20 protein-coding genes and 4 pseudogenes are annotated in these 25,529 nt (G+C 69.7%); 15 read left to right on the top strand and 9 right to left on the bottom strand.

Annotation, left to right across the window (positions count from 1 at the left end; all coding sequences use genetic code 11):
• Positions 1 to 70: 70 nt before the first annotated feature.
• Positions 71 to 988 carry an alpha/beta hydrolase gene (locus LF262_RS07630; RefSeq protein ID WP_235779703.1) on the bottom strand — a complete coding sequence of 306 codons (918 nt, stop codon included), beginning with the start codon at positions 986 to 988 and terminating at the stop codon, positions 71 to 73.
• Between the two features lie 139 nt (positions 989 to 1,127).
• Here LF262_RS07630 and LF262_RS07625 point away from each other — a divergent pair, with 139 nt between their 5' ends.
• Positions 1,128 to 1,790 (top strand): TetR/AcrR family transcriptional regulator, encoded by a 663-nt coding sequence (locus tag LF262_RS07625; protein ID WP_235779702.1) that lies wholly within the window; start codon positions 1,128 to 1,130, stop codon positions 1,788 to 1,790.
• A gap of 261 nt (positions 1,791 to 2,051) precedes the next feature.
• Positions 2,052 to 3,272 carry an APC family permease gene (locus LF262_RS07620; protein ID WP_372462756.1) on the top strand — a complete coding sequence of 407 codons (1,221 nt, stop codon included), beginning with the start codon at positions 2,052 to 2,054 and terminating at the stop codon, positions 3,270 to 3,272.
• A 32-nt stretch (positions 3,273 to 3,304) separates the two neighbouring features.
• Here LF262_RS07620 and LF262_RS07615 read toward each other — a convergent pair.
• From LF262_RS07615 to LF262_RS07600, 4 genes and pseudogenes are all read right to left on the bottom strand, one after another.
• Positions 3,305 to 4,675: pseudogene (locus LF262_RS07615) on the bottom strand (aldehyde dehydrogenase family protein); the annotation flags it as partial.
• Positions 4,676 to 4,785: 110 nt separating this feature from the next.
• Positions 4,786 to 5,995, bottom strand: a pseudogene (locus LF262_RS07610) (acyl-CoA dehydrogenase family protein).
• A gap of 55 nt (positions 5,996 to 6,050) precedes the next feature.
• Positions 6,051 to 7,220, bottom strand: coding sequence for a CaiB/BaiF CoA transferase family protein (locus tag LF262_RS07605; RefSeq protein ID WP_235779699.1), 1,170 nt, complete (start codon positions 7,218 to 7,220; stop codon positions 6,051 to 6,053).
• The gene (locus tag LF262_RS07600; protein ID WP_235779698.1) at positions 7,217 to 8,611 is read right to left on the bottom strand and encodes an aminotransferase class III-fold pyridoxal phosphate-dependent enzyme; all 1,395 of its coding nucleotides are present in this window, start codon (positions 8,609 to 8,611) and stop codon (positions 7,217 to 7,219) included. The genes LF262_RS07605 and LF262_RS07600 overlap by 4 nt, the downstream gene beginning before the upstream one ends.
• A 143-nt stretch (positions 8,612 to 8,754) precedes the next feature.
• Between LF262_RS07600 and LF262_RS07595 the strand changes: the two genes are divergently transcribed.
• The 6 genes and pseudogenes from LF262_RS07595 (at position 8,755) to LF262_RS07570 (ending at position 17,082) form a co-directional block, all read left to right on the top strand.
• Positions 8,755 to 10,200 carry a PucR family transcriptional regulator gene (locus LF262_RS07595; RefSeq protein WP_235779697.1) on the top strand — a complete coding sequence of 482 codons (1,446 nt, stop codon included), beginning with the start codon at positions 8,755 to 8,757 and terminating at the stop codon, positions 10,198 to 10,200.
• Positions 10,201 to 10,326: 126 nt separating this feature from the next.
• On the top strand, positions 10,327 to 11,844 hold the full coding sequence (locus tag LF262_RS07590) for an MFS transporter (protein WP_235779696.1): 1,518 nt from the start codon (positions 10,327 to 10,329) through the stop codon (positions 11,842 to 11,844).
• Positions 11,845 to 11,895: 51 nt separating this feature from the next.
• Positions 11,896 to 13,161, top strand: coding sequence for an amidohydrolase (locus LF262_RS07585; protein WP_235779695.1), 1,266 nt, complete (start codon positions 11,896 to 11,898; stop codon positions 13,159 to 13,161).
• A gap of 138 nt (positions 13,162 to 13,299) precedes the next feature.
• A pseudogene (locus LF262_RS07580) lies at positions 13,300 to 14,406 on the top strand (amino acid permease); the annotation flags it as partial.
• 356 nt (positions 14,407 to 14,762) lie between these two features.
• A pseudogene (locus LF262_RS07575) lies at positions 14,763 to 15,413 on the top strand (hydroxymethylglutaryl-CoA lyase-like TIM-barrel protein); the annotation flags it as partial.
• Between the two features lie 97 nt (positions 15,414 to 15,510).
• Positions 15,511 to 17,082, top strand: a complete 1,572-nt coding sequence (locus LF262_RS07570) for a cation:proton antiporter (protein WP_235779694.1) — start codon at positions 15,511 to 15,513, stop codon at positions 17,080 to 17,082.
• Positions 17,083 to 17,112: 30 nt separating this feature from the next.
• Here LF262_RS07570 and LF262_RS07565 read toward each other — a convergent pair whose 3' ends face one another.
• Positions 17,113 to 19,122: an acyl-CoA dehydrogenase family protein gene (locus tag LF262_RS07565; protein WP_235779693.1), complete on the bottom strand. Its 2,010-nt coding sequence runs from the start codon at positions 19,120 to 19,122 to the stop codon at positions 17,113 to 17,115.
• A 93-nt stretch (positions 19,123 to 19,215) separates the two neighbouring features.
• Positions 19,216 to 19,971 (bottom strand): alpha/beta fold hydrolase, encoded by a 756-nt coding sequence (locus LF262_RS07560; protein WP_235779692.1) that lies wholly within the window; start codon positions 19,969 to 19,971, stop codon positions 19,216 to 19,218.
• Positions 19,972 to 20,078: 107 nt separating this feature from the next.
• On the opposite strand from LF262_RS07560, the gene LF262_RS07555 reads away from it, so the two are divergent.
• Positions 20,079 to 20,537 (top strand): SRPBCC family protein, encoded by a 459-nt coding sequence (locus LF262_RS07555; protein ID WP_235779691.1) that lies wholly within the window; start codon positions 20,079 to 20,081, stop codon positions 20,535 to 20,537.
• A 29-nt stretch (positions 20,538 to 20,566) separates the two neighbouring features.
• Here the strand turns inward: LF262_RS07555 and LF262_RS07550 are convergent, their stop codons facing one another.
• Together LF262_RS07550 and LF262_RS07545 are read right to left on the bottom strand one after the other, a co-directional pair.
• A complete protein-coding gene (locus tag LF262_RS07550) occupies positions 20,567 to 21,598 on the bottom strand; it encodes a DUF3761 domain-containing protein (protein WP_235779690.1) in 1,032 nt (343 codons plus the stop codon).
• 218 nt (positions 21,599 to 21,816) lie between these two features.
• On the bottom strand, positions 21,817 to 22,461 hold the full coding sequence (locus tag LF262_RS07545; protein WP_235779689.1) for an NADPH-dependent F420 reductase: 645 nt from the start codon (positions 22,459 to 22,461) through the stop codon (positions 21,817 to 21,819).
• 145 nt (positions 22,462 to 22,606) lie between these two features.
• Between LF262_RS07545 and LF262_RS07540 the strand changes: the two genes are divergently transcribed.
• The 6 genes from LF262_RS07540 to LF262_RS07515 all read left to right on the top strand — a co-directional run bounded on the left by LF262_RS07540 (position 22,607) and on the right by LF262_RS07515 (position 25,218).
• On the top strand, positions 22,607 to 22,948 hold the full coding sequence (locus LF262_RS07540) for an ArsR/SmtB family transcription factor (protein WP_235779688.1): 342 nt from the start codon (positions 22,607 to 22,609) through the stop codon (positions 22,946 to 22,948).
• On the top strand, positions 22,941 to 23,405 hold the full coding sequence (locus LF262_RS07535; RefSeq protein ID WP_235779687.1) for an SRPBCC family protein: 465 nt from the start codon (positions 22,941 to 22,943) through the stop codon (positions 23,403 to 23,405). Before LF262_RS07540 ends, LF262_RS07535 begins: the two co-directional genes overlap by 8 nt.
• A 233-nt stretch (positions 23,406 to 23,638) precedes the next feature.
• Entirely contained in the window at positions 23,639 to 23,875 is a 237-nt protein-coding gene (gene rpmB / locus LF262_RS07530) for a 50S ribosomal protein L28 (protein WP_208710540.1), read from the top strand.
• On the top strand, positions 23,875 to 24,045 hold the full coding sequence (gene rpmG / locus LF262_RS07525; RefSeq protein ID WP_043122011.1) for a 50S ribosomal protein L33: 171 nt from the start codon (positions 23,875 to 23,877) through the stop codon (positions 24,043 to 24,045). The genes rpmB and rpmG overlap by 1 nt, the downstream gene beginning before the upstream one ends.
• Before the next feature lie 3 nt (positions 24,046 to 24,048).
• Positions 24,049 to 24,354 (top strand): 30S ribosomal protein S14, encoded by a 306-nt coding sequence (gene rpsN / locus LF262_RS07520; protein ID WP_235779686.1) that lies wholly within the window; start codon positions 24,049 to 24,051, stop codon positions 24,352 to 24,354.
• 216 nt (positions 24,355 to 24,570) lie between these two features.
• Positions 24,571 to 25,218: an MBL fold metallo-hydrolase gene (locus LF262_RS07515; RefSeq protein ID WP_308190507.1), complete on the top strand. Its 648-nt coding sequence runs from the start codon at positions 24,571 to 24,573 to the stop codon at positions 25,216 to 25,218.
• Positions 25,219 to 25,529 lie beyond the last annotated feature (311 nt).

Here is a 25,529-nt window from a genome sequence, read left to right as displayed (position 1 = left end):
GCGCCGCAGCACCCGGCGCGAGGGCGCGCGATGAGCTTCAACATGCGATGAGCTTCAACATCGGCGGGCACTAGGCCGCGACGAACTGCGTGATCTCCGTGAGCACGCGCTCGTCGGCCAGAATCCGCTGATGGCCGAGGCCGCGGGTCGAGAGCTGTGAGGCGTGGCCGGCGTTGGCGGCGACAAGCCGACCGGCTTCGGTGGAGGGCACGCGGCGATCGGCGACGTCGTGCACGACGAGCAGCGGAACAGACTCGGGGAGAGGATGCCGCACCGCGGAGAACCGCCCGTAAACGTCGGGTTCGAGCGGGAAGATCCGCCGGGCGAAGCGCTCGCGGAGGGCGGCCGCCGCGGTCGGCCCCAAGCCAGCGGCAGTGGCGAAGGACGCGACCAGATGGTCGGCGTCGCCCATCCCGGAGACAGTGACGGCGCGATCGGCCACCAGCCCCTCCGAGATGGCTACGAGGGCGGCGAGGGAACCGAAGGAGTGGGCGACGACGGCGCGGAACGGGCCGTGCCTCCGTTCGAGCTCCGCCATGGCTCCGATGAAGTCGAGGATGTACGTGCCGCGACCGGGCGCGTCGCCGTGAGCCGGTGCGTCAAAGGCGACTGCGGCCACCCCGGCATAGCGCAGCTCCCGTACGAGCGGCGCGAATTGCGAAGCGCGGCCGGCCCAACCGTGGACGAGGAGCACGGGCCGGTCGCCCGAGCCCCACGCGTACGCGACGGCCTCCCCCCCTTTGCCCTGCAGCCCCGGCACCCGTATCCGGGACCGTTGGGAGATGAGGTGGGTGTGCTCCTCCTCGGTTTGGACTATGCGACGGGGGCCGACCCTCATGAAGAACGGCAGGGCCGCTGCGGCCGCGGCCCTCGGCGGGAGTTGGCGGATCGCGCCCAAGGCCGCCCCGAGCGCTGCTTCCCGGACCGTAGGGAGTCTGCGGCCGGTCGCTGGGCTTGCTGCTGTTCCGGCGGCGGCTTGAGCGGACATAACACCCTCCCGGGTTGAAAACTGCACCGACACGAAAACTATATGGACGGTCGTGCTAATTTATTTCTGTACGGCCGATCGTACTCTTTAAGTACGGATGGTCAAGAGCAGGATCCGGCGATGGGCGGGGAGGCTGACGGTGACAACGGTTAAAGGCACGGTCCACGTGGACGGGCGCAAGGCGCGCGGCGAGCAGTCGCGCCGAGCGGTCCTCGCCGAGGCGATCAACTTAGCCTCGGTCGAGGGCCTCGAGGGCCTGTCGATCGGGCGGCTGGCGACGGCCGTCGGGGCTAGCAAGAGCGGCGTCGGCGCCCTGTTCGGGACGAAGGAGGCGCTGCAGCTCGCAACGGTCGTTGCGGCGCGCGGGATCTTCGTGGAGCGCATTCTCACCCCCGCCCATGGCGAGCCCCGCGGGCTCAGGCGACTGTGCGCCGTCGTGCGCCTCTGGCTCGACTACTCACGGAGTCGAGTATTCGCTGGCGGCTGCTTCTTCCAGACCACCGCTGTTGAGTTCGACGCACAGCCAGGGCCGGTTCGCGACGCGCTCGCCGATGCCCTCCGGGACTGGGACTCCTACCTCGCCCATGCGGTCCAGACGGCGATGGATCTTGGCGAGCTGCCCGGTTTGGACGACGCCGCGCAGCTCGCCTTCGAGATCGACGCGGTGTTCAACGAGGCGAACAACCGCTCGCTGCTCCTGGACTCGAACGCGCCCTATGGGCGTGCGCTGAAGGCGATCGAGGCGCGGCTCGCCTCGGTTGGTGCCGACCCAGCCGTGCTCACACAGCTGCGGGGCACCTAGCGGCGGCCCCGGGGCCCGGACGAGGAGTCCGAGGGTCGGGCGGTTCGCGGATTCGTGGGGATCAGTCCACCGGGGCCGCTTGGGGTGCGGTGGTCACGGGGACTGGTGATTCCGGTCTCGCGGTAGAGCGACGCGTTGCGGCGAGAGCCTGAGGAGGCGCGCACCGCTGTCACCGCGGATTGATATACATGCACCGTGACTGATCCCCAGCTCGCCCGGCGCCTCGGGCTCGCCGACGCCGTCGTGATCGGCGTGGGCTCCATGGTCGGCGCGGGCGTGTTCGCGGCGTTCGGACCCGCTGCCCGCGCCGCTGGAGGGTGGCTGCTGCTCGGGCTCGCCCTGGCCGCCGTAGTGGCCTACTGCAACGCCGTGGCGTCCGCACAGCTGGCCGCCGTCTACCCCGTCTCCGGCGGCACCTACGTGTACGGGCGCGAGCGGCTCGGCCCGTGGTGGGGGTTCACCGCCGGGTGGGGCTTTGTGATGGGCAAGACCGCCTCCTGCGCGGCGATGGCTCTGACGTTCGCGAGCTATGCGGTGCCCGCTGAGGTGCCCGGGGCCGGCTGGCTGCAGAGGCTCGTCGCCGTGGCGGCCGTCCTCGCCCTCGCAGCCCTCAACTACCGCGGCGTCACCCGTACGGCACAGCTCACCCGCATCCTGGTGGCCATCACGCTCGCGGCGCTCGCCGTGCTCGTCGTGGGGTTGTGGGCCAGCGGGCACGCGAGCCTCGACAGCATCGCGGGTGATCAGTCCGCGGGCGGCCCGGCCACCGCGTACGGCGTCCTGCAGGCCGCCGGGCTCCTCTTCTTCGCGTTTGCGGGATACGCACGCATTGCGACGATGGGCGAGGAGGTCCGCCATCCCCGCACCACGATCCCACGAGCCATCCCGCTCGCCCTGGGCATCGCCGTGGTGGTGTATGCGGCGGTGGGGGTGACGGCGCTCGCGGCCGCAGGTCCGGCGGTCCTAGCCGGATCGCAGGCTCCGCTCGCGGACGCCGCCCGTGCCGTTGGGCTCGACGGGCTAGGCCCAGTAGTACGTCTAGGCGCGGCCGTCGCGAGCCTCGGGGCGCTGCTGGCCCTCATCGCCGGGATCGGCCGGACAAGCCTGGCCATGGCCCGTGAACGTGACCTTCCCCGGTGGCTCGCCGCCGTGCATCCTGTGCACAGGGTGCCGCATCACGCGGAATTGGCGCTCGCCGTCGTGGTGAGCGTGCTCGTGCTGGCCACGGACCTGCGCGGGGTCATCGGGTTCTCGTCGTTCGGGGTGCTCATGTACTACGCCGTGGCCAACGCATCCGCCTTCACACAGCCTGCCTTAGACAGGCGCTGGCCCCGCCCGCTCAACGTCCTCGGTGCGCTCGGGTGCCTCGTGCTGGTCGGCGCGCTCCCCTGGCAGTCCGTCGTGGCGGGCGTGGTGATGTTCGCGATCGGGCTGGCTGGGCGCGCCGTCGTCCTCCGGCTGCGGCGGCCAGAGGCCGCCTGAAGCAGTTCGGAGGACGACGGCGCACGCGCGGCTCACCCCCGCAGGTACACGGTGGTGGTGTGGGTGAAGAACTCCTTGGCGGCGGCGCCCTGCTCCTTGGGCCCGTAGCCGGACTTCTTCGCGCCGCCGAACGGGACGTGCGGATCCGCTCCTGCCGACTCCGAGTTGACGTGCAGGATGCCGACGTCGAGCGCGTCCACGGCATCCAGCGCTGTCGCGATGTCCCGCGTGAACAGGGCCGCGGAGAGCCCGAACTCGGAGTCCTCCGCCAGCTCGAAGGCCTCCTCCATAGAGGCCGCACGGTGCACCGCGAGCACCGGTCCGAACAGCTCCTCGCGCCATACGAGGCTCTCGGCGTCGACCTCGAGGACCGTTGCCGGGACGAACGCCCCGCCCTCGGGGACCTGGCCCCGGTACAGCACGCGGGCGCCCTCGTTCTCGGCAGTGGCGACGGCGTCGCGCACCCCCGCCGCGGCCGACTCTGTCACGAGCGGGCCCATGTGCGTCTCCGGCTCGCTGGGATCGCCCACGCGCCAGCCGTCGAGGCGTGCGGCGAGCTTGGCGAGGAACTCGTCCGCGACCTCCTCGGCCACCACGAGCCGCGACGTCGCGGTGCACTTCTGCCCCGTGGAGCGGAACGCCCCGAACAGGACCTGCTCGGCGGCGAGGTCCAGATCGGCGTCCGCGAGGACGATGGCTGCGTTCTTCCCGCCCATCTCGCCCTGGAACGGCACCCCGCGCGAGGCGGCCTCGCCGGCGAGAGTGCGGCCCACGCCGGTCGACCCGGTGAAGGAGAGCCCGTCGAGATCCGGGTGCCGCACGAGTTCCGTACCGAGGGCGCCCGGCCCGATGAGGAGGTTGAGCACCCCGGCCGGCAGTCCGGCCTCTGTCAGCGCCTCCGCGAACCGCATCGCGAGCAGCGGCACGGTCGACGCCGGCTTCCACACCACCGCGTTCCCGTACACGAGCGCGGGCGCGATCTTCCAGGCCGGGATCGCGATGGGGAAGTTGAACGGCGTGACGATGCCGACGACGCCCAGCGGCTTGCGCGTGACGAGGATCTGCTCGCCGCGGCGCGGGGAGGTGAAGTGCTCCCCGGCCACGCGGTCGCCCTCGCCGCCGTAGTAGCGCAGGATCTGCGCCGCACGCAGCACCTCGCCGCGGCCTTCCCCTAGGGTCTTGCCCTCCTCGCGGGCCAGCTCGAGCCCGTGTCGGTCGGCACGCGCCTCGAGGACGGCCGCGGCTCGGGCGAGCACCGCGCCGCGCTCGTGGATCGGCGTCCGGCCCCACTCGCGCTGAGCGGCGCGGGCGGTGCTCATGGCACGGTCGATGTCGGCTGGCACGGCTTGGGCGCCCTCCGCCACCACCTGCTCGGGGTGGGCAGCGTTGCGGGAGGTAAGCGGAGCGCCGCCGCCCGCCACCCACTCGCCGCCGATCAGGAGGCGCAGCGGGACGGGACGGCCCGTGCCCGGGGCGACCGGGGCGTCGTCGTGCGCCGTCGCAGTTCCCGCCGTCACCGGAACGCCGCCTCGCCGGTGAGCTTCTGGCCGAGGATGAGGGTGTGGACCTCGTCGGTGCCCTCGTAGGTGCGCACGGACTCGAGGTTGTTGGCGTGGCGCAGGGGCGAGTAGTCCAGCGTGATGCCGTTGCCGCCGAGGATGCTGCGGGCCTCGCGGGCAATCTCGATGGCCTCGCGGCAGTTGTTGAGCTTGCCCACGGAGATCTGGTGGTGCACCAGGGTGCCGGCGTCCTTGAGGCGGCCCAGCTGCAGGGCCAGGAGGAAGCCCTTGTTGATCTCGAGGGCCATGTCCACGAGCTTGGCCTGGGTGAGCTGGTAGCCGGCGAGCGGCCTGCCGAACTGGAGGCGCTCCTTGGAGTAGGCCAGGGCGTCCTCGAACGCGTCGCGGGCGGCGCCCATGGAACCCCAGATGATGCCGTAGCGGGCCTCGTTCAGGCACGAGAACGGGCCCTTGAGGCCGATCACGTCCAGGGCCGCGCTCGCGGGGACGCGGACCTCGTCGAGCTCGATCTCGCACTGGATCGAGGCGCGCATGGATAGCTTGGGCTCGATCGGGGTGGCGGTGTAGCCGGGGGTCGCGGTGGGGACGACGAAGCCGCGCACGCCGTCGTCCGTCATGGCCCAGATGACGGCGACCTTGGCGACGTTGGCCAGGCCGATCCAGCGCTTGGTGCCCGTGATCACCCAGTCCGCGGTCGCCCCGGAGCCGTCGCGGCGGGCGTACGTGGTCATGGCGCCCGGGTCGGAGCCGGCGGTGGGCTCGGTGAGGCCGAAGCAGCCGATCGCCTCTCCCGCGGCCATCTGCGGCAGCCACTCGGTTTTCTGCTCCTCGGAGCCGTGCTTGTGGATCGCGGACATGGCGAGGGACCCCTGGACGGAGACGAAGGTGCGCAGGCCGGAGTCGCCCGGCCTCGAGCTCGGCCCCGGCGAGCCCGTACTCGACCGCGGAGCGGCCCGCGCAGCCGTAGCCCTTCAGGTGCATGCCCAGCAGGCCCAGCTTGGCCATCTCGGGGACGATGTCCAGCGGGAAGGTCGCCTGTTCGTACCAGCGGGCGATGTTCGGCTTGATCTCGGCCTTCACGAACGCGCGCACGCGGTCGCGGAGGGCAAGCTCCTCGGGGGACAGGAGCGAGTCGAAGGAGATCAAGTCTGCGGGGTCAGAGACAGCGGCGTCCATGTCCGCAAGGCTAGCGGTGGCAGTCATCGGCGGATCCTTTCATCAAGATGGCGTTGAGGGGTCATGTCCCTGCGTTGAGGGGTCAGGCGCGGAGCCAGCGGACGACGTCGGCCGTGTCGGCTCCCAGCGCGGGCGGGGCTTGGGCGCGGGGCGGGAGGGGCGGGGTCCAGGTGATGGGGTGGCGGACCTGCCGGCCCACCACGGCGCCGGTGCGGTCGTGGACCTCGACGGTGGGCTCGAGGCCGAGGGACTCGGCGTAGTCGATGCCCTCCCCGATCCCGGCCACGCGCCCGCACGGGATGCCCAGCGCGGTGAGCTTGTCCTGCCAGACCTCGGCGGAGGCCGTGGCGAGGCCCGCCTCGAGCAGCGGTACCAGCGCACCACGATGCGCGACCCGGGCCTTGTTCGTCGCGAACCGGGGATCCACGGCGAGCTCGGGAGACCCGATGGCCTCGCAGAGCCGGGCGAACTGCCCGTCGTTCCCCGCGGCCACGGCCAGGGGTGCATCGGCGGTCTCGAGCAGCTGGTACGGCACGATCGAGGGGTGGTCGTTGCCCATCCGCTTCGGCGCCACCCCGGCGCCGAGGTACGCCTGGGCCTGGTTCGCGAGCGACCCCTGCAGCGAGGAGAGCAGGTTCACCTCGACCCGCCGACCGCGGCCGGTACGGGCCCGTTCGGCGAGCGCGGCGAGGATCCCGATCGTCGCGTCCTTGGCCGTGAGCACGTCCACGAGGGCCACACCGGCCTTCATCGGCCCCGCACCCGGCTCCCCGTCCGGGGCGCCGGTGATGGACATGAGGCCGCCGAGGGCTTGGACGATGAAGTCGTACCCCGGCAGGTCACGCCCGCCAGCGGAGCCGAATCCCGAGATCGATGCGTACACGAGTCCGGGATGATGCGCGGCGAGGGCGTCGTAGCCGAGCCCCAGCCGCTCGAGGCCGCCAGGCCTGAAGTTCTCCACGAGCACGTCGGTCCGCAGGGCGAGCTCCCGCGCGAGGGCCAGGCCCTCGGGATCGGTCAGGTCCAGCTCCACGGACTCCTTGTTCCGGTTCACGCCCTCGAAGTACGTGGCTCCCGTCGCCGAGAACGGTGGCCCCCAGTGCCGGGTGTCGTCCCCGCTGCCGGGCCGCTCGACCTTGACCACCCGCGCCCCGAGGTCCGCGAGAGTCATGGTTGCGAGCGGCCCCGCGAGCACGCGGGAGAAGTCCGCGACCAGGACGCCCTCGAGGGGTGCGGTCCCTGTGGTGGTCATGCGAGGGCCCCGCTGATCGCCGCCTCAAGCACCGCGAGCCCCTCGTCGAGGACCTCGGGCTCGATGCCGAGCGGCGGCAGGAGGCGGATCACGTTGCCGTGGGTGCCGCACGTGAGGGTCAGGACGCCGGCGGCGTTCGCGGCGGCGGCAGCGGCCTTCGCAACGTCACCGCGCGGCCCGGACGCGTCGCCGAACTCGATGGCCATCATCGCGCCGCGCCCGCGGACGGAGACGATGCCGGCGGAAGCCAGCCCTGCGGCGTCATGCGCCAGGAGCGGCTCGAAGCGGTCCCGCACCGCCTTCTCGATCGAGCGGGCACCGGCGAGGAGCGAGCCGTCCTCGAGGAGTTCGAAGACGGCGAGCGCGGCCTCGCAGGCCACGGGGTTGCCGGCGTACGTGCCGCCGAGGCCGCCCGCGTGCACGGCGTTCATGAGCTCGGCGCGGCCAGTGACGGCAGAGAGCGGGAGCCCGGCGCCGAGGGCCTTGGCGGAGAGGGTGATGTCCCCGGCCACGCCGTCCTGCTCGGAGGCGAACAGCGTGCCCGTGCGGCCCATGCCGGCCTGGATCTCGTCGATCACGAGCACGATCCCGTGGCGGGTCGCGATCTCGCGCAGCCCCGCGAGGAACCCGGGCGCGTGGACCACGAAGCCGCCCTCGCCCTGGATCGGCTCGATGACCATGGCCGCGAAGGTCTCGGCACCGGCCTCGGCGAGGACCGCCTCGACACCTGCCAGGGCGGAGGCGACCAAGGCCCCCGTGTCCGAGGCTGGCGCGAGGTGTGCGGGCGCCGTCGGGCCCCGGAACACCGAGCCGGGCAGCGGGCCGAAGTTGAGGCTGTAGGGGTTTTCCTTGGCGGTCATGGCCATGGTGAGCTGCGTCCGGCCGTGGTACGCCTCGTCGAACACGAGGACATTGGGCCGGCGCGTTGCGGAGCGGGCAATCTTGACCGCGTTCTCGACGGCTTCCGCGCCGGTGGAGAAGAGTGCAGTGCGCTTCTCGAAGTCCCCCGGCGTGTGCTCGTTGAGCCAGCGGCACACCTCGACGAAGGAGGAGTACTCGGTGACCATGAAGCACGTGTGCGTGAACCGGCTCAGCTGGGCAGCAGCGCGCTCGGCCACTCGTGGGTTCGCGGCGCCGACGCTGGTCACGGCGATGCCGGAGGCGAAGTCGATGATGCGGTTGCCGTCCACGTCCACGAGCAGGGAGCCCTCGACCCGGTCGATGAACACCGGCAGGGTCACGCCAAAGCCGTCGGTGACGTGGCGCCGGCGCTCGGACTCGAGCTCGCGCGAGCGCGGCCCGGGCAGCTCGGTCCTCAGGAGCCGGGCTCGTCGGGGCACCCCGGCAGGGTCGGTAGGGGCGAGGACGGCGGTGTCAGTCGCGGCGGTCATGGGTCCTCCAGAGCGGTGGGATCTGTGTGGTTGAGACCACAGTAGGGGCCACTGGACTCTCCCGTCCTTGGATGATCTGGCCCATAATGGGGCCTGATGGGACCCAATGCACAACCGATGCACGCTCCGAGCGGGGGCCAGCCGTGATCACGCTCGCCCAGCTTGCGGACGCCGCTCACGGGGACCTGGTCCCCTACTGGCCGGTGCCGCTCCCGCGCGTCGAGCTCACGGGCGTGCACGTTTCCGAGCTCGAGGACCCCACGGTGTTTCTCGACGGCGGTGAACTGCTCCTCACGGTGGGGATGCAGCTCACGGGAACCGACGCCCAGACGCGCGCGGAGGGCGCCCGCTCCTATGTGCAGAGGCTCGTCGAGGGACGTGTCGCGGCGCTCGGACTCGGTCTCGGCTCGGGCCACAGCATGGTTCCGGACGAGCTCCGGGCGGCCTGCGTCGATGCGGGCCTTCCGCTGCTGACCGTCCCACGCGAATCGCCGTTCCTCGCCGTGTCCCGCGCCTACTGGGAACTCGTGCGACGCGGGGGAGCGGCCGAGCTGACCGCGCTGCTCGGCCTCCAGGTCGCGCTCACCCGCGCCGCTGCGAAGGACGACGCTGAGCCCGCCATCGTGCGCGAGCTCGCCCACGCTCTCGGCACCTGGGTGGCATACCTCCCGGAAGGCGGCGCCGCGCCGTCGTGCGCGGGACCCGGCGCGGCAGGCGGCCCCGCAGACGGTCGGGGCGTCCCCGCGGGGCTCGTGGCCGAGCTGCTCGGTGAGGCTGCGGCGCTGCGGGCCGGTGGCCGCGGCGCGACGGCCACGGTGCAGCTCGCGTCCGGACCTGCGGCCCTCTACCCGGTGTCGGACGGGGCCGGACCCGTCGCGTACCTCGCCCTGGGGCGCGGCGGCCAGCTGGCTCCTGCCGAGCGGCACCTGTTCCTCACGGCCTCGACGCTCCTCGCGAACCGCGCAGCTGGCCTGCGCCGGGCCGAGGAGGAGCGGGCCCGGAGCGGGGGCATGCTCGTGGCCCTTGTGCTCGCCGGGCACGACGACGCCGCGCGCCTCCTCGCGGGACAGCTCGGCTGGGCGCTCCCCGAGACCGTCTACCTCGCGGTCCTCGTTGAATCGGCGGCTGCCCCTCAGCCGTCGGGTGCCACCGCGGAGGGACCGCTTGGCTTCGAGCTCGGCGGCCGCGTCTACATGCTCCTGCCCGCTGACACCTCCAGACCCCGGCTGGCCCCTGGTGTGCGCGGGGCGTGGGGCGGGCCGGTTCCGCTGCGCCGCGTCCGCGAGATTGCGGGGCAAGTGGCCGACGCCGCAGGGCAGGCGCCATCAGGCAGGGTGGTCCGGGTGGGGCATGGGCTTGAGCTTCCGGCCGATGAGTGGGCCGCAGCGCTCGCAGACGCCGGTGGCGAAATCCTGCCCACCGTGCGCGCGTACCTCAAGAACCGCGGCCAGTGGGAGGCCACCGCCCGTGATCTCGGAGTGCACCGGAACTCAGTGCGGCACCGCATCGCGCGGTCCGCAGAACTTTTGGGCGTCGACCTCGACGATCCCGACGTGGCGGCGCACCTCTGGCTCGCACTCCGAACCTAGTGGGATGAGCCAATGTGTCGAAGTAGACACAACTAGGCGCAAAAACTGAACGTTTCGACAGCAAGACAGGCGCATCATAGATATATAGACATAACCGATGCTAGTTTTCTCCTTTGAGGAATGGTCATGGCAAGTACAGCTGCTGCCCCCGCCCCCACAACGTTCCGAGGCAACGACAAGCTCCTTCTGGGCATCGTGCTCGGCGTCCTCACGTTCTGGCTGTTCGCCGGTTCCATGGGTACCGTCGCGCCGAACGTGCTCAACGAGATCAACGGGGCCTACTCCGACCCCGCCAAGAAGGTGTGGGCCAACCCACTCGTCTCGGCTGACGCGATGAACTTGGCCGTCTCGATCACCGCACTGTTCTCCGGCATGTTCATCGTGATCGCGGGCGGTCTCGCGGACCGCGTGGGGCGCGTGCGGATCAGCATCATCGGCAATGCGCTCGGCATCCTCGGCGCGTTGCTGATCGTGCTCGCCACCGGCCCCGCTGCTCTCTCACTCATGCTTACCGGCCGCGCCATCCAGGGCCTGTCTGCCGCATGCATCATGCCCGCAACCATGGCGCTCGTGAAGACCTACTGGGACGGCCCGGGGAGGCAGCGCGCCGTGTCGATGTGGTCCATCGGCTCATGGGGCGGGTCCGGGTTCGCCTCGATCCTCGGCGGCTACATCGCCACGTTCGCCGGCTGGCGCTGGATCTTCATCGCCGCGATTGTCGTCTCTGCGTTTTCGATCGTGCTTATGTGGGGCACACCGGAGAGCAAGGTCGTGCAGGCTGGGCCGCGGAAGTTCGATCTCCCGGGCGTCCTCGTGTTCGTCGGCGCGATCCTCGCCCTCATGATCGTGCTCATCTTCGGGTCGAAGATCGGCTGGGGCAGCCCGATCACGATCGGTCTCCTTGTCATCGCTGTCGTCGGGATAGCAGTCCTGCTGCGGATCGAGCGGCGGACCGCGAACCCGTTCATCGACCTCGCCCTCTTCAAGAACCGCACGTTCACGGGGGCGACACTCTCCAACTTCCTCCTCAACGGCAACATCGGCATGCTGCTGGTCACCCAGCAGCTCCTGCAGCTCGCGGGCGGCATGAAGGCGTCCGACGCCGGCCTGCTCACCTTGGGGTATGCGGTCACCATCATCGCGTTCATCCGCGTCGGCGAGAAGCTGCTCCAGCGGTTCGGGCCGCGCCAGCCCATGATCTGGGGCACCGGGATCGTAGGCCTTGCGGTCATCCTGCTCATGCCTACCAACCTCCTGCTCGTCCAGTACCAGTGGTGGGCGGTGGTGGCCTATGCGCTCTTCGGGCTCGGCCTCGCGTTCTACGCGACCCCCTCGACCGACGCCGCGCTGGCGAACCTTCCCGCAGACAAGGCCGGATCGGGGTCGGGCATCTACAAGATGGCGTCCTCCCTGGGCAGCGCCATCGGTGCGGCGATCTCGCTCGCCATCTTCACGGCGCTCGGGACCACGGGCGTCCAGTTCGTGGGCGACGTCCTGACCAATCAGGGCCGCACGGACAACATGGACCTCCGGCAGGCGGCCGTTGTCGCGCTCGTCTTCAACCTGCTCATGGTCGTCACCGCGATCATCTCGATTATGGTTACTGTCCCCAAGAGCAAGGAAAGCGCAGGCACCGCGAAGTAGGCTCACGCGCCTAGGCTCGGATCACTGAATGGATCACCGAAGGAGTACGGCATGACCTCCACCGAATCGGCCCGCAGCATCCTGTCCGACCAGGATGCCATCCGAGGATGGCAGGAAGACCTCTACAAGGATTTCCACCGGCATCCAGAGCTGAGCCATCAGGAGGAGCGCACCGCGGGCATCGTCGCGGACCAGCTCACGGAGTTCGGATACGACGTCCAGACGAAGGTGGGCGGCACCGGCGTCATCGGCGTCCTCGCGAACGGCAGCGGCCCCACGGTGCTGGTCCGCGCCGACATGGACGCGCTGCCCGTGAAGGAGGCGACCGGCCTCGAGTACGCGAGCACCGCCGTTTCGACGGACGCCTCAGGCAACCAGACGCCCGTCATGCACGCGTGTGGCCATGACTTCCATGTCAGCAGCCTGCTCGGCGCGGCCAAGCTGTTCGCGGAGCAGCGTGACGCATGGTCCGGCACGCTCATAGCACTGTTCCAGCCGGCCGAGGAGCTCGGCGACGGGGCGAAAGTGATGGTCAGCGACGGTCTCGCCGGCGTCATCCCGAAGCCTGACGTCGCGCTCGCGCAGCACGTTCTCGTGCATCCCGCCGGGACCGTCGGCACCCACGAGGGCCCGTTCCTGTCCATGGCCGACAGCATCCGCATCACGCTGTACGGGCGCGGGAGCCACGGCTCCATGCCGCACCTCTCGATCGACCCGGCAGTGCTCGCCTCGATGGTCGTGGTGCGGCTCCAGGGGGTCGTGGCCCGCGAGATCCAGCCCGGCGAGTTCGCCGTGCTCACGGTGGGGAAGATTGCCGTGGGCGCCAAGAGCAACATCATCGACGACCACGCCGTCCTCGAGCTCAATATCCGCACTTACAGTAAGGCCATCCGGGACCAGATCCTGGCCGCGATCGAACGGATCGCGAAGGCCGAGTCGGCGGCGTCGGGCTCGCCCAAGGAGCCCGAGTTCGAGGTGTACAACAGCTATCCGCTCACCGACAACAGCGCGGATGTCACCGCGAAGGTCACGGCTGCCTTCGAGGACTACTTCCCCGCCGGCGCCGTCCAGGACTACGGCCGTCAGACCGCGAGCGAGGACTTCAGCGACGTCCCGACCGCGTTGGGCACGCCGTACACCTACTGGGGCGTGGGTGGCACCGATCCCACGACGTACGCCGACGCTGAGGCCGCGGGCACGGTCAGCTCGATCCCGGCGAACCACTCTCCGATGTTTGCGCCAGTGATCCAGCCGACGCTCACCAACGGCACGGCCGCCCTCGTGGTGGCGGCGTCGGTGTGGCTGGGCAAGGCGTAGTCGAGGGATGATCCGTACCGGATACGAAGGCTTTCCGGTGCGGATCATCCATCGCATCATGTGACCTGGATCCCGCATCCTGACGGGGCACTTGTGATCGGCACCACGCCGATCGCCCCGGATGGAACGGAGATCCGCATGCAGGCACCAGACAACCTCGCAGCGCCCACCCGAGACGACGCAGTCCCCGAGGCCCGGACAACGGAGTCCGGCCCCCGCGGACAGCTACGGCCTCGGCATCTGACCATGATCGCCCTCGGCGGCATCATCGGCGCGAGCCTGTTCGTGGGCTCGGGCTCGGTGATCCGCAGCGTGGGCCCCGCCGCGCTGCTCTCGTACGCGATCGGGGGAGCCCTCGTCGTCCTCGTGATGCGCATGCTGGGGGAGATGTCCACGAACCGGCCGGTGGTCGGTTCCTTCATGGAGTACGCCCGGGACGGCCTCGGCAATTGGGCCGGATTCACGATCGGGTGGCTCTACTGGTACTTCTGGGTCGGCGTCGTCGCCTTCGAGGCCGTCGTGGTCGGCCGGATCTTCCACGAGTGGTTCCCCACTGTTCCCGACTGGACATTCGCGCTCGGCGGCATGCTCGTGTTCACGTTCACGAACCTCATGAGTCTGCGCTCGTTCGGCGAGACGGAGTTCTGGCTGGCCTCGATCAAGGTCACCACGATCGTCGTGTTCCTCGGCGTCGGCACCCTCTACGTCCTGGGCATCATCCCCGGCTCCACCGGGTCTATCTCCAACATCACCGACCACGGGTTCATGCCCCACGGCTGGGCCGCCGTGTTCAACGGGGTCGCCGTCGTGATCTTCAGCTACTTCGGCACCGAGATCGTCACGATGGCCGCTGCTGAATCGGACCAGCCCGCCAAGGGCGTCGCGAAGGCCACGAATACCGTGGTCTGGCGCATCCTCCTCTTCTACGTCGGTTCGGTCGCGATCCTGCTCATGGTCGTCCCGTGGGACGAGCTGCCGGCCAAGGTCAGCCCCTTCGCTTTCGCATTCGGCCGCTTCGGGCTCCCGGGCGCCGAGCAGATCATGAACGCCGTAGTGCTCACCGCAGCCCTCTCCGTGCTCAACTCGGGGCTCTACTCGGGCTCGCGCATGCTGTTCGCCCTGTCCAGGCACGGCTACGCCCCGCGCTGGGTCGAGGACCGCAACCGCGCGGGTGTGCCGTGGAAGGTCATCCTGCTCTCGACCGTGGTGGGCTACCTGGCGATCGCGGCGAACTACGTTGCGCCCAAGGACGTCTTCGACTTCATCATGAACTCCGCCGGCTGCGTGGCGCTGTTCGTCTACGCTCGTCGCGGTCACCCAGTGGCGCCTCCGCAACCGCATGAGCGCAGCCGAGCGGGCCGGGCTGACCCTGAAGATGTGGCTGCACCCGTGGCTCAACGCCATTGTCCTTGGTGCGGTGGCGCTCATCGTCGTGCTCATGGCCTTCGATCCCGACGCCGCTCCTCAAGTCTGGCTCAGCCTCGGCGCCCTCGCGCTCCTGCTCGTGGTCTACCCGTTCGTGAATCGGAGGGCCGCGCGCCGGGTCGTCCCCGCGCACGACGCCGGCCACGCGCCCGCGTGACCGTCGCTCTCACCCTTGCACCACGGAGGCGAGCCTCGAGGCCATGCCCGCCGCGGTCGCGCTCGCGCAGCAGGCCGGCGCCCAGATTGAGTTGTGCATCGCCACGTCCTTCACGTGCCCTTTCGACGGCCCGGTGCCTGAGGAACGGGTTCTGGCGATTGCGAACGACCCCCGCACCGAAGGTGCCCAGGGCATCGTCATCTGCGACACCCTCGGTCAGGCGATCCCCGCCCAGGTGTCCGGCCTGATCTCGCGGGTGAGGGAGGAATCTCCCCAGCGGGAGATCGTCTTCCACGGCCACGACACGTGGGGCCTCGGAGTTGCCAACACCCTCGCCGCGATCCAGGCCGGTGCGGCGATGGTCGACGGTGCGCTCGGTGGCCTCGGCGGGTGTCCGTTCGCGCCCGGGGCGAGCGGGAACACCTCGAGCGAGGACATTCTGTTCGCCACCCGACCGGGCTGGTTCACGCCGGAGGTCCTCGCCGACCTCGTCCGCATGTCGGAGTCGCTCCTGCATGACCTCGAGGAACCGAACCGCTCACGTACCGCCCAGGGGGCCCGCTCCCGTGCGCGTGCCTTCGAATGGGTGATGACGGAAGACGGTCCCCGCGGTGAAGTGGGCTCGGCGCACGACGGCGGCCACTCGCCGTCGTCCGCCACGCTCACCTGAGGCGTGGCGGGACCCCAGCGCGGAAGGGGGCGGCGGCGCCAGCGTGGGGCTGCCGCCCCTCGCCATGAAAAAATGCTCCTGACGTAGGGGTGCACACATGGATTTTCTGCTGCTGGTGGTCGGCCTGCTGTTCGGGACGGTGCTCATCGTGGGTGTCGGGGAGCGCATCCGCCTGCCCTATCCGATCCTCATGCTCGTGTTCTCCGGGCTCGCGGCCTCGCTGCCGTTCGTGCCCACCGTCCACATCGAACCGGACCTCATCCTGCCGCTCTTCCTGCCGCCGCTCCTCTTCGCTGCCGCGCAGCGCTCGAGCTGGAGCGTGTTCCGGCTTCGCTGGCGGTCCCTTGTGCTCCTGGCGGTCCTGCTCATCGTCGCGACAGTCGCCGCCGTCGCCGCAGTGACATGGTGGCTTGTGCCGGTGATCGGGCTGCCGCTCGCGATCGCCCTGGGCGCGGTGGTGGCGCCGCCGGACCCGGTCGCGGTAGAGGCGATCGCGGGCAAGGTGAAGATGCGCCGGCGGCTCATGACCGTGCTCCAGACCGAGGGCCTGTTCAACGACGCCATGGCGATCGTGATCTTCCAGACGGCCGTGACGGCGACCGTCAACCACGGCCAGATCGGCTGGGACGTCGCTCCGCGCTTCCTCGTCGGCGCGGCAGGCGCGGTGCTGCTCGGGTTCGCGATGGCGTGGCTGGTTGGCGCGCTCAACCAGTTCGTGCCCAACCTGGTGGCTCGGAGTGCGGCGACGCTGGTGGCGCCCTACGCTGTGTACCTTCTGGCCGAGGTGGTCCACTGCTCGGGAGTTGTCGCCGTGGTGGTCACCGCTGTCGAGCTCGGGCGCCGTGCCCGTCCGCAGGATTCCGGGGAGCGCCTCACAAGGCAGGCCTTCTGGGAGGTGCTCGAGCTCCTCACCACGGGGGTCGCGTTCGGGCTGGTGGGGATCGAGATGCGCTCCGTGGTCGACGCCGAGGGCGCCAATCTGCTCACGTTCGTCCCCGGAATCGCGGCCATCTGTGCCACGGTCATCGCCGTGCGCTTCGCCTGGATGTACGCCATGTACACGATCGGCGGCACCGAGCGCCGCGAGAAGACCCCTGCCTCGCTCAAGGAGGTCGTGGTCCTGACGTGGTGCGGGATGCGCGGCCTGGCCACGCTGGCCCTGGCGCTCGCCCTTCCGAGCACGCTCGCGGACGGCTCGCCCACTCCGGGGCGGAACTTCGTGGTGGCGGCGGCGGTGTCGGTCCTCGTGGCCACCCTCGTGCTGCCGGGTCTGACCCTTCCATGGCTCATCCGTGTACTCGACCTGCCCGACGACCATGGAGCAGAGGAACGCGCCCAGCGTGCCTTGGCGCGTCGGGCCGAGCACGTGGCGCTCGAGGCCCTCCGCTCCTCGCCAGCCGCGCAGAAGCTCCCGGAAGGGCGCCGCAGGGCACTGGCCCGCCGCATGTCCTCGCTGCACACCATCCTCGAGTCCGACTACGCGGAGGACCCCGAGAAGATGCGCAGAGTCCAAGCCGTGCTCGCGGTGATGGACCGCGCGCAGCGTGATGCCCTGGACGCGGCACGCCGAGAGATGCTTGCCGCGCGCAACGAGCCCGGCAACGACCCGGAGCTCGTCGACCGCGTGCTGCGCCGCCTCGACCTGCGAACGGTCACCCTCGACCGCTGAGCCGGGCGCCCTGCCTGCGCGCTTTCACGGCTACCGCAGGTCGCGGTGGAGGTTCGGTTGCGTGCTCCGCCCCTCCGGGCGCGGCGCGATCCACGGCCCCGTTCCCTCGGACGGGTCGAGCACGCCCTCCTCGAGCCACGTGAACTCCTTGTCGAGGACGCGGCGCGCGAGGCGCCGGTCGGCGTCGTCCGTGTTGTCCCAGAGCGCGTTGAAGAGCGCCTCGATGCGACGGCGGGACTGCTCGCAGAACGCCTCGGCGAGGTCGCGGGCGGTGTCCGCCCCGTCGGCGCCGACGTTCCGGAGGTGCTCGGACCAGGAGCAGGCGGCGGCCATGGCGAAGAGCTCCGCGCCGATGTCAACGCTCCGGCCAAGGAACATCTGCCGGCGCTCGAGCCCCGCCTGCCAGCGGCCCATGCCCCCGAACATGTGGCGCGCCAGGCGCCGGGACGTCCGCTCGATGTAGCGCAGGTGCTTCGCGAGGGTGCCGAACTCGCGGTACGCGCGGGGGTCGTTGCCCTCGCCTGCGAGGAGGCTGGGGAGCCACTTGGCGTAGAAGCCGGAGGCATCCCTCGCCGCGCGCGCCTTCTCGGCCAGCGTCGCGTCCGCCCGGGCCAGGTCTCCGGCGGCGGCGAGGTGTGCGTCCACCGCCTCGCGGGCGATCAGCAGCCGCATGATCTCCGTGGACCCCTCGAAGATGCGGTTGATCCGCAGGTCCCGCACGAGCTGCTCCACGGGAACGGCCCGCTCCCCCCGGGCCCGCAGCGAATCGGCGGTCTCGTAGCCGCGGCCGCCGCGGATCTGCAGGAGCTCGTCCGCCACTGTGTACGCCATCTCGGAGGTCCACAGCTTGGCGAGGGCCGCCTCGATGCGCACGTCCTTCATCCCGGCCTCTGCGGTAGCCGCGTACACCTCGAAGACGGACTCGAGGGCGAAGGCCGTCGCCGCGATGAACGCGATCTTGCTCGCCACGGCCTCGTGCTCGCCGACCGGATGCCCCCACTGGACGCGGGCGGCGGACCATTCGCGGGCGATCTTGAGCGACCACTTGCCGCCGCCCGCGCAGAGCGCCGGGATCGAGAGCCGGCCCGTGTTGAGCGTGGTGAGGGCGATCTTGAGCCCTTGGCCCTCGCGCCCGACCCTGTTCTCGGCGGGGACACGGACGGCGTCGAATCTGGTCACGCCGTTCTCAAGGCCCTTGAGCCCCATGAACGAGTTGCGGTTCTCCACCGTGATGCCTGGGCTGTCCATCTCGACCACGAACGCCGTGATCCCGCCCTTGCCCGCGGGCACCTCGCCCATGGCCTCGTGGGGGAGGACCTTGGCCATGATGACCACGAGCTCGGCGATGACGCCGTTCGTGGTCCACAGCTTCGACCCGTCGAGGATGTAGCTGGAACCGTCCTCGGACAGCCGGGCCGTGGTGGTGAGCCGGGCCGGATCGGAGCCGACATCGGGCTCGGTAAGGAGGAACGCGGTGATCGCGCCCGCGGCACAGCGGGGGAGGAAGGCCTTCTTCTGCTCGGCGGAGCCAAACATCTTCACGGGCTCGGGGACGCCGATCGATTGGTGTGCAGAGAGGAGCGCGCCGATTGAGGGGTGCACCGAGCCGAGCAGCATGAGCGCCCGGCCGTAGTGTGCGAGTGGGAGCCCGAGGCCGCCGTACTCCGTAGGGATCTTCATTCCGAACGTGCCGATGTCGGCGAGCGCGCGGAGGTACTCGTCCGGGATCCGGTCCTCGGCCTCGATGCGCTGGCCGTCCATCGTCTCCGTCAGCTGACGGAGCCGGATCAGGAACGCCTCACCGCGCTCGGCCGCGTGCTGGTCGGTCTCCGGCAAGGGGTGGATGAGGTCCCACTGGAAGTCCCCGAGGAAGAGGGCCTTGGCGAAGCTCGGCCGCTCCCACTCGGTCTGCCGGCTTGCCTCAGCGACCGCGCGTGACTTCTCCCAGCCGGCTTCGGGCGAGGCGGGCGGCGCCGAGGGGGATGGTGTCGAGGTCGGGGGTGTAGTCGAGACTGCGGTCGGGTCGATGTCGGTGCTCATGGCGGTTCCCCTCGCGTCCAAGGGCCGCCGCGGGCCGGTAACCCTTCAGCTGTCTTTTCATGGTACTCCGGGTACCTACTCGCTGGTAGGGGCCTAAGGTCCCGCGGGCACGGCCCCCGCGAGGGCGATGAGCGCGGCGGCGCACTCGTCTGGCGCCTCCCACTGCACCATGTGTCCCGACTCCTCCACGACCGTGCGCATCCACTCTGGGTGGTCCGCGAGAAGCCGCTCGACCTCCTCGGGCGGCCGGGTACGGTCGCCTCCACCGAGCACGACGCCGACCGGTACGGCGATCTTCTCCGTCACCTCGCGCGGAACCCCGGTCAGCGCGGCCCGGAGGGAGCCGCGGAACACAGGCTGGGGAACGCGGAACGCCGCCTCCAGCTCGGCGACCGTCCTCGGATCCGCGGGGCGGTCGCGGTACCACGCCTCAAGGCACGCCTCGACGTCACCGGGCGAGGGCGGGCCGTCGGCGTCGAGGAACATGCGCCTCAGGCGCCCAGCCGTGACCTCGCTCGGTGCCACGGGGACCATGCCGACGAAGGCGACCGCGGCCACGAGGTCGGGTCGCACGGCCGCGAGGGCCGCGGCCACGGACCCGCCGAGTGAGTGTCCAGCCACGACGGCCGGTGCGTCGAGCCGCTCGAGGACGCGTGCGGCGTCGTGCGCCGCGGCTTCAAGCGTCCACGCACGCTCCTCCTGGATCGTCTGGCCGTCGCCGTAGCCCAGCAGGGGAGGAACCTCAACGCGGTGGTCCAGGGCGGCAAGGCATTCCGCGACCGGTCGCCACGTCGCGGTGGGGCAGGCCCAGCCGTGCAGGAGGACGAACGGCGCCGCCGCGGTGCTCATGGGCCAACCTTAAGTCACGCGACCTGGCGCCCCCCGACGTTGAGGGGTCATATCCCAATGAGTGGTCAATGTCCGCACCGTGACCGTTGGAATGCTTGACTGGCAGAATGACTGATTCTCCTGAAACACGTGTGGTGAGCTATGAGTCCGAGCTCCGCGCGCCGTCGGACGCCATCTTCGAGCTCATCGCGGATCCCGCCGCCCAACCGCGCTGGGACGGCAACGACAATCTGCGCGAGGCCCCGCAGGGCCAGCGGGTCACCGCCGTGGGCGACGTGTTCCGCATGACGCTGATGAAGGGCGCTGTCCGCGAGAACCATGTGGTCGAGTTCGAGGAGGGCCGGCTCATCGCGTGGATGCCGGCCGAGGAGGGCAAGCCCCCGATTGGCCAGCTGTGGCGCTGGGAGCTCGAGCCGAGGAGCAAGTCGCAGACCCTCGTGCGGCACACGTACGACTGGACCCAACTGGATGATCCGCAGCGCTTGCCGCGGGCGCGAGCCACCACGGCGGACAAGCTCAAGGCATCCGTGGACCGCCTTGCGGCGCTCGTTGAGGGCGGCAGCTGACGCCGCGGTTCACGGCGCCGTCCCCCTCGCTACTGGTACCAGATGGCTACGCCGCCATGGTGGGAACAGGTCCCGCTGTGAGTGGCTGAGGAGGAGTATGTCCCGTCCATGCACTTTGCCGTGGCTCCTGCTGGGGTGCTGGCGGGTGCGGGAGCGGGAGCGGGTGCCGGCGCGGGAGCTTGGCCAGTTGCCGGCGCTGGGGGCGGTGCCGAGGAGGGCGCGAGATACGTCTTGTAGGCGGTCCACCAATTCGTGGCGATTGCCTGTTGCGCCGTCTGCAGATCAAGCCGGCCAGCGCAGACCAGCGCGTGCAGTTTGCCCTCGAGGTCGTCCTTGGCTTTGGCCCCGCCGACGCTCAGGGTCGACGGCTCGGGCCAGAGGTTCTTTGTGTCGGATGGCGCGCCACCGAGCTCGAGGGGGATGAGGTGGTCCTCCTCGTAGTCAGCCGGGTTGGTATCGCCGTTGTAGGTGTACCCGGCCCGGAGCTGATCGCGCTTGAGGGCGGAGGTGTAGCTGTCCGGCGGCCGCACCGTGGTTGTCCATCCTTTGACGCAGATGGTCGAGCCGATAGTGGTGGCCGTGACGGTCGGGTTGATGGCCCCCGGAGTGGTTTGCCTGTCGGGCAGAACCGCGCCGTCGCTTGGGGCCAGGGCCCCAGGGAGTGCGGTTCCTCCGTGGGGGGAGGTAGCCGTCGATGTGGCTGAGGGCGTGGCTGAGAGAGGTGGAGGTGGCGTGGCCTTGGCCGAAGGAGACGGGGGCGTAGCGGCGGGGGCACTGCTGGCCGTTCGCGCCGCGGTGGCACTGCTGGCCGTTGGCGCCGCGGGAGCACTGCTGAAGGATCCGCCCGCGGTGGGCGGCGCGTGAGGAAGGGGCGTGACTGCTGCGGCGGTCCCCATCGCGGCGAAGCCCAGGACCACCGACGCCGCGACGCCGAGGGCAGCGATCTTCCGACCGGCGAATCGGAGCCAGGAACGGCGTCCCGTGATCAGCGCGTAGAGGGCCGTCAGCGTGATGAGCGCGAAGAGGAAGGCCACCCAGACCAGATGTGCTGGCGTGAGCAAGGCCAACAGGAGCAGAAGACCTGCGATCGACGCCCCGATCAATGATGATGGGCCCCACGCCCGAGGAGATTTCATACCTGGCCCCAAGAAATGCACAAGCGACACGCCAAATATAGCGCTGTCCGGGCCGCATGGATCTTCCGGAGATCACAGAAAGTCCGCGCCGCAGCCGATGATCGGCCGCGGCGCGGACTCTGGTGCGGTGATGCGGGTGCGGCTCAGACCGCCGGGAGGAACTTCAGGGCCGAGTTCCACTGGTACTCGGGAAGCGCCTCATTGGCGGAGAGCAGGATGTTCAGGAAGCCGGTCTGCTCGAGCTGCTGGGCGCGGCGCAGCGGGCCGACGTTGATGGCGTTGAGGCCGGCGGCGGAGGCGAAGTCGGAGACGGCCTTGACGGAGGCCTCGTCGTCGCCCGCGATGAGCACGTCAAGCTGCTGGCCGGAGACCTCGCCGGAGACGAGTGTGCCGGCGAACGTCGTGTTGAAGGCCTTGACCACGGTGGCCGGCGTGAGCTTCTGGAGCTCCTCGGCGGCGGACGAACCGGCCGAGACGGCGAGGCTGTCGAAGGTCGAGAAGTCCACCGGGTTGGTGATGTCCACGTAGACCTTTCCGGCCAGGGTGTCGCCGTACTGGGTGACGATGGCCTTGGAGGCGTCGAAGTAGACGGCCGGGATCACGATGGAACCCTCGATCGCATCGCCGAGCACTCCCGCCGACGCGCTGCCGCCGAGCTTGGAGGCGAGGGCCTCGGCCTTGGCCTTGTCCTCATGGGCCAGGAGCTGGACGCTCTTGCCCGCTGCGAGGGCGCGGGACGCGAGGCCGCGGGCCATGTTGCCGGTGCCGATGATGGTGATGTCGCTCATTGTGATGTGCCTTCCGAAGTCTGTCCGAACCCTTACTTGAAGCTACAACTGTGATGCCCTCCCAAGTATTCCCCCTGAGCCCCCCGGGTGTCTCGCTGGCCCGAGTTGGATTGACACGTAGGATTTTTCCTACTTAAAATGGAGGGTGCCCCGCCAGTCCAAGGAAACGCCAACCGACCACGTGTTCGCGGCGCTCGCGCACCCGGTGCGGCGTGACCTCCTGGCCGCGCTGCTCGACGGCCCCGAGACGGCCCAGGCGCTCGCGGACCGCTACGAGATGGCGCGCCCGAGCGTCGCCGAGCATCTCAAGGTGCTCCGCGGCGTCGGCCTCGTCGACGAGCGGCAGGCGGGGCGACACCGCTACTACTCCCTCACCGCCGAGCCGCTGGAGCTCCTCCGCACGTGGCTCGAGCCGTACGAGCAGTTCTGGCGGGGCCGCCTCCCGCGCCTCGCAGCCCTACTGGAGAAGGAACAGCACCATGACTGACACCCCAGATCTCACCCAAGTCCGCGTCGAGGATTTCCTCCCGCAGCCGCCGGAAGCCGTGTGGCGCGCCCTCACCACGCCGGAGCTCCTCGCGCAGTGGCTCATGCCGAACGACTTCGCACCGGCGGTGGGGCACCGGTTCCACTTCCGGACCGAGCCCATTCCCGCCGCACACTTCTCGGGGGTCATCGCCTGCGAAGTGCTTGAGCTCAGGAAGCCCGAACTGCTCGTCATCTCCTGGGCGGACGAGTCCGCGGAGAACGACATGGCCACGACCGTCAGCTTCCAGCTTGAGGCGCACGACGGCGGCACCCGCCTCACGGTTGTCCAGGCCGGCTACCGCGCGGACCACCCCGGGGACCAGATGGCGCGTACCATCATGGGCAGTGGCTGGGCAGGGCGCATCGTGCCGCGGCTCAAGGAAGTCGCCCATGTAGTGGCGCCGCAGGCCAGCTGATTTGCGGGGACCGTGCGTGGCGCCTAGTATTTAAGGCTGTCGTAGCAGTGGAGTCCACTTCTCGGCACTGAAGTCACCGTCTTGCCCGCGGCGAGGAACTTCGGCTGGTTCTCACCCCGCCTGGTCACCCTCCGGAAAGCTGCAGAACGAACGGTGCATCGAGGTGGCGGGGACGCATCTGCGGACCGCCATTTTTACTGCAACTGTTTGACTACACCTTGGAGGAGCGAAACATGGCAGCGCATTGCCAGGTGACCGGGGCGTCGCCCGCGTTCGGTCACAGCATTTCCCACTCGCACCGCCGCACTAAGCGTCGGTTCGACCCCAACATCCAGAAGAAGCGCTACTGGGTCCCGTCGCTGCGCCGCAACGTCACGCTGACCGTGTCGGCCCGTGGCATCAAGACCATCGATGTCCGCGGCATCGACTCGGTCGTCGCTGAGCTGCTTGCGAAGGGCGTGAAGCTCTGATGGCAAAGAAGGACAAGGACGCTCGTCCGATCATCAAGCTCAAGTCCACGGCTGGTACGGGCTACACCTACGTGACCCGGAAGAACCGCCGCAACGACCCCGATCGTCTCGTCATGAAGAAGTACGATCCGGTGGTCCGCAAGCACGTCGACTTCCGAGAGGAGCGCTAAGACATGGCCAAGAAGTCCAAGATTGCCCGCAACGAGCAGCGCAAGGCCGTTGTTGAGCACTACGCCGCTAAGCGCGCCGAGCTGAAGAAGACGCTCGTCGACCAGAACGCGTCCGACGAGGACCGCGAGGCCGCGCGCCTCGGCCTGCAGAAGCTGCCTCGCAACGCTTCGCCGGTCCGTCTGCGCAACCGCGACCAGATCGACGGCCGCCCGCGCGGCACGCTCCAGAAGTTCGGCATCTCCCGTGTCCGCTTCCGCGAGATGGCGCACAAGGGCGAGCTTCCGGGCGTTACCAAGTCATCCTGGTAAGGCTCGCTCACACTGGTTGAACGAAGACTGAACCCGTCCGAAGGGGCGGCGCCCAGCATGGGTGCCGCCCCTTCGGCGTCTCCGGCGGTTGGGCGGAGCGCAGAATCCGGCTGTTGGGCCGAGCGCAGAATCCGGCGGTTGGGCGGAGCGCAGCGGAGTCGAAACCCCCAGCGCTGGGTGCTGGCGGCGACCACGAAGACGTGATGCCATAGTCCCGTGGAGAGCGTGTATCCGGGGGTCTTCCGGCTTCAGAGCAGTTTCGGCTCGAACACCTACGCGGTGCGCGCCGGCATGAGCACTGCCGTGATTGATCCTGGCATGGCGTTGAATGCCGGGCGGATCATCGAGGAACTGCGGGCGGCAGGCCTACTTGCGTCCGTCACCCACATCCTCGTGACCCACCACGATTTCGACCATGTCGGTGCGGCGCCTCGCCTCCAGGATGAGACGGGCGCCGTGGTCAGGATTGGAGCCGCTGACGCCGAGGTGCTCGCAGGCAGGCGATCACCCGGAACGTGGCCTCGCCGGCTCATGGCGCGGGTACCGGCACCACGGCTGCGCGGCGTCGTGGAGGGGATCGTCGGCACCGAGGAAGTGTTTCCTGGAGTGAGGTCCGTCCCGACGCCCGGCCACACTGACGGGCACATGGCCTTCCTTGCGGGCGAGGTACTTTTCGCTGGCGACGCCATCCGTGCCACGTCCGCTCGGTCGTCGGGTGGGGAAGAAGGCGTCCAGTTCCGGCTCTTCCCGCGAGCCCTCACGAACGATCGCATGGCCGCGCTGCGATCGGCGGAGATCCTCCGCGGACTTGCGGCACGCTGGCTGTGCCCCGGCCACGGTCACGTCCGCGAGATGGCGACATAAGCGAGAGCATGCGCCCAGCGAGGCGAGTGGCAAGCGGGAAGAGCGGCAGCGGGACCGATCCACGACGGGACAGGATGCCCAAGGGGCACGGGCGACACGCCCGGGTGACAGTCGATTTGCCCGGCGCACCCCGTCCCGGTAAAGTTTTCTGAGTTGCCGGGACCGCCGCGGAAACGCGGAGGGCAGAGGCGGCCGAACCCCAATCAAACCAACCGGAAACGGAAGCGCTGCCGCGTCTACGAAAACGGTGGGCAGCGACCTCTAACCGAAGCGAATTCCGATAAAGGAATTTGTGCGGGAAGAGAGGCTCT

Origin of the sequence: Sinomonas notoginsengisoli, assembly GCF_021554725.1 — a bacterium.
GTDB classification, from domain to species: domain Bacteria; phylum Actinomycetota; class Actinomycetes; order Actinomycetales; family Micrococcaceae; genus Sinomonas; species Sinomonas notoginsengisoli.
This window is presented reverse-complemented; position numbering and strand designations above follow the sequence as displayed.

What these genes read in the sequence shown, in the direction of transcription:
- LF262_RS07585 (WP_235779695.1), top strand. Translation starts at nt 11,896, where the DNA reads ATGACCTCCACCGAATCGGCCCGCAGCATCCTGTCCGACCAGGATGCC.
- LF262_RS07545 (WP_235779689.1), bottom strand. Translation starts at nt 22,461, where the DNA reads ATGAGCGACATCACCATCATCGGCACCGGCAACATGGCCCGCGGCCTC.
- rpmB (WP_208710540.1), top strand. Translation starts at nt 23,639, where the DNA reads ATGGCAGCGCATTGCCAGGTGACCGGGGCGTCGCCCGCGTTCGGTCAC.
- LF262_RS07620 (WP_372462756.1), top strand. Translation starts at nt 2,052, where the DNA reads ATGGTCGGCGCGGGCGTGTTCGCGGCGTTCGGACCCGCTGCCCGCGCC.
- LF262_RS07570 (WP_235779694.1), top strand. Translation starts at nt 15,511, where the DNA reads ATGGATTTTCTGCTGCTGGTGGTCGGCCTGCTGTTCGGGACGGTGCTC.
- LF262_RS07600 (WP_235779698.1), bottom strand. Translation starts at nt 8,611, where the DNA reads ATGACCGCCGCGACTGACACCGCCGTCCTCGCCCCTACCGACCCTGCC.
- LF262_RS07565 (WP_235779693.1), bottom strand. Translation starts at nt 19,122, where the DNA reads ATGAGCACCGACATCGACCCGACCGCAGTCTCGACTACACCCCCGACC.
- LF262_RS07605 (WP_235779699.1), bottom strand. Translation starts at nt 7,220, where the DNA reads ATGACCACCACAGGGACCGCACCCCTCGAGGGCGTCCTGGTCGCGGAC.
- LF262_RS07535 (WP_235779687.1), top strand. Translation starts at nt 22,941, where the DNA reads ATGACTGACACCCCAGATCTCACCCAAGTCCGCGTCGAGGATTTCCTC.
- rpsN (WP_235779686.1), top strand. Translation starts at nt 24,049, where the DNA reads ATGGCCAAGAAGTCCAAGATTGCCCGCAACGAGCAGCGCAAGGCCGTT.
- rpmG (WP_043122011.1), top strand. Translation starts at nt 23,875, where the DNA reads ATGGCAAAGAAGGACAAGGACGCTCGTCCGATCATCAAGCTCAAGTCC.
- LF262_RS07560 (WP_235779692.1), bottom strand. Translation starts at nt 19,971, where the DNA reads ATGAGCACCGCGGCGGCGCCGTTCGTCCTCCTGCACGGCTGGGCCTGC.
- LF262_RS07590 (WP_235779696.1), top strand. Translation starts at nt 10,327, where the DNA reads ATGGCAAGTACAGCTGCTGCCCCCGCCCCCACAACGTTCCGAGGCAAC.
- LF262_RS07630 (WP_235779703.1), bottom strand. Translation starts at nt 988, where the DNA reads ATGTCCGCTCAAGCCGCCGCCGGAACAGCAGCAAGCCCAGCGACCGGC.
- LF262_RS07555 (WP_235779691.1), top strand. Translation starts at nt 20,079, where the DNA reads ATGACTGATTCTCCTGAAACACGTGTGGTGAGCTATGAGTCCGAGCTC.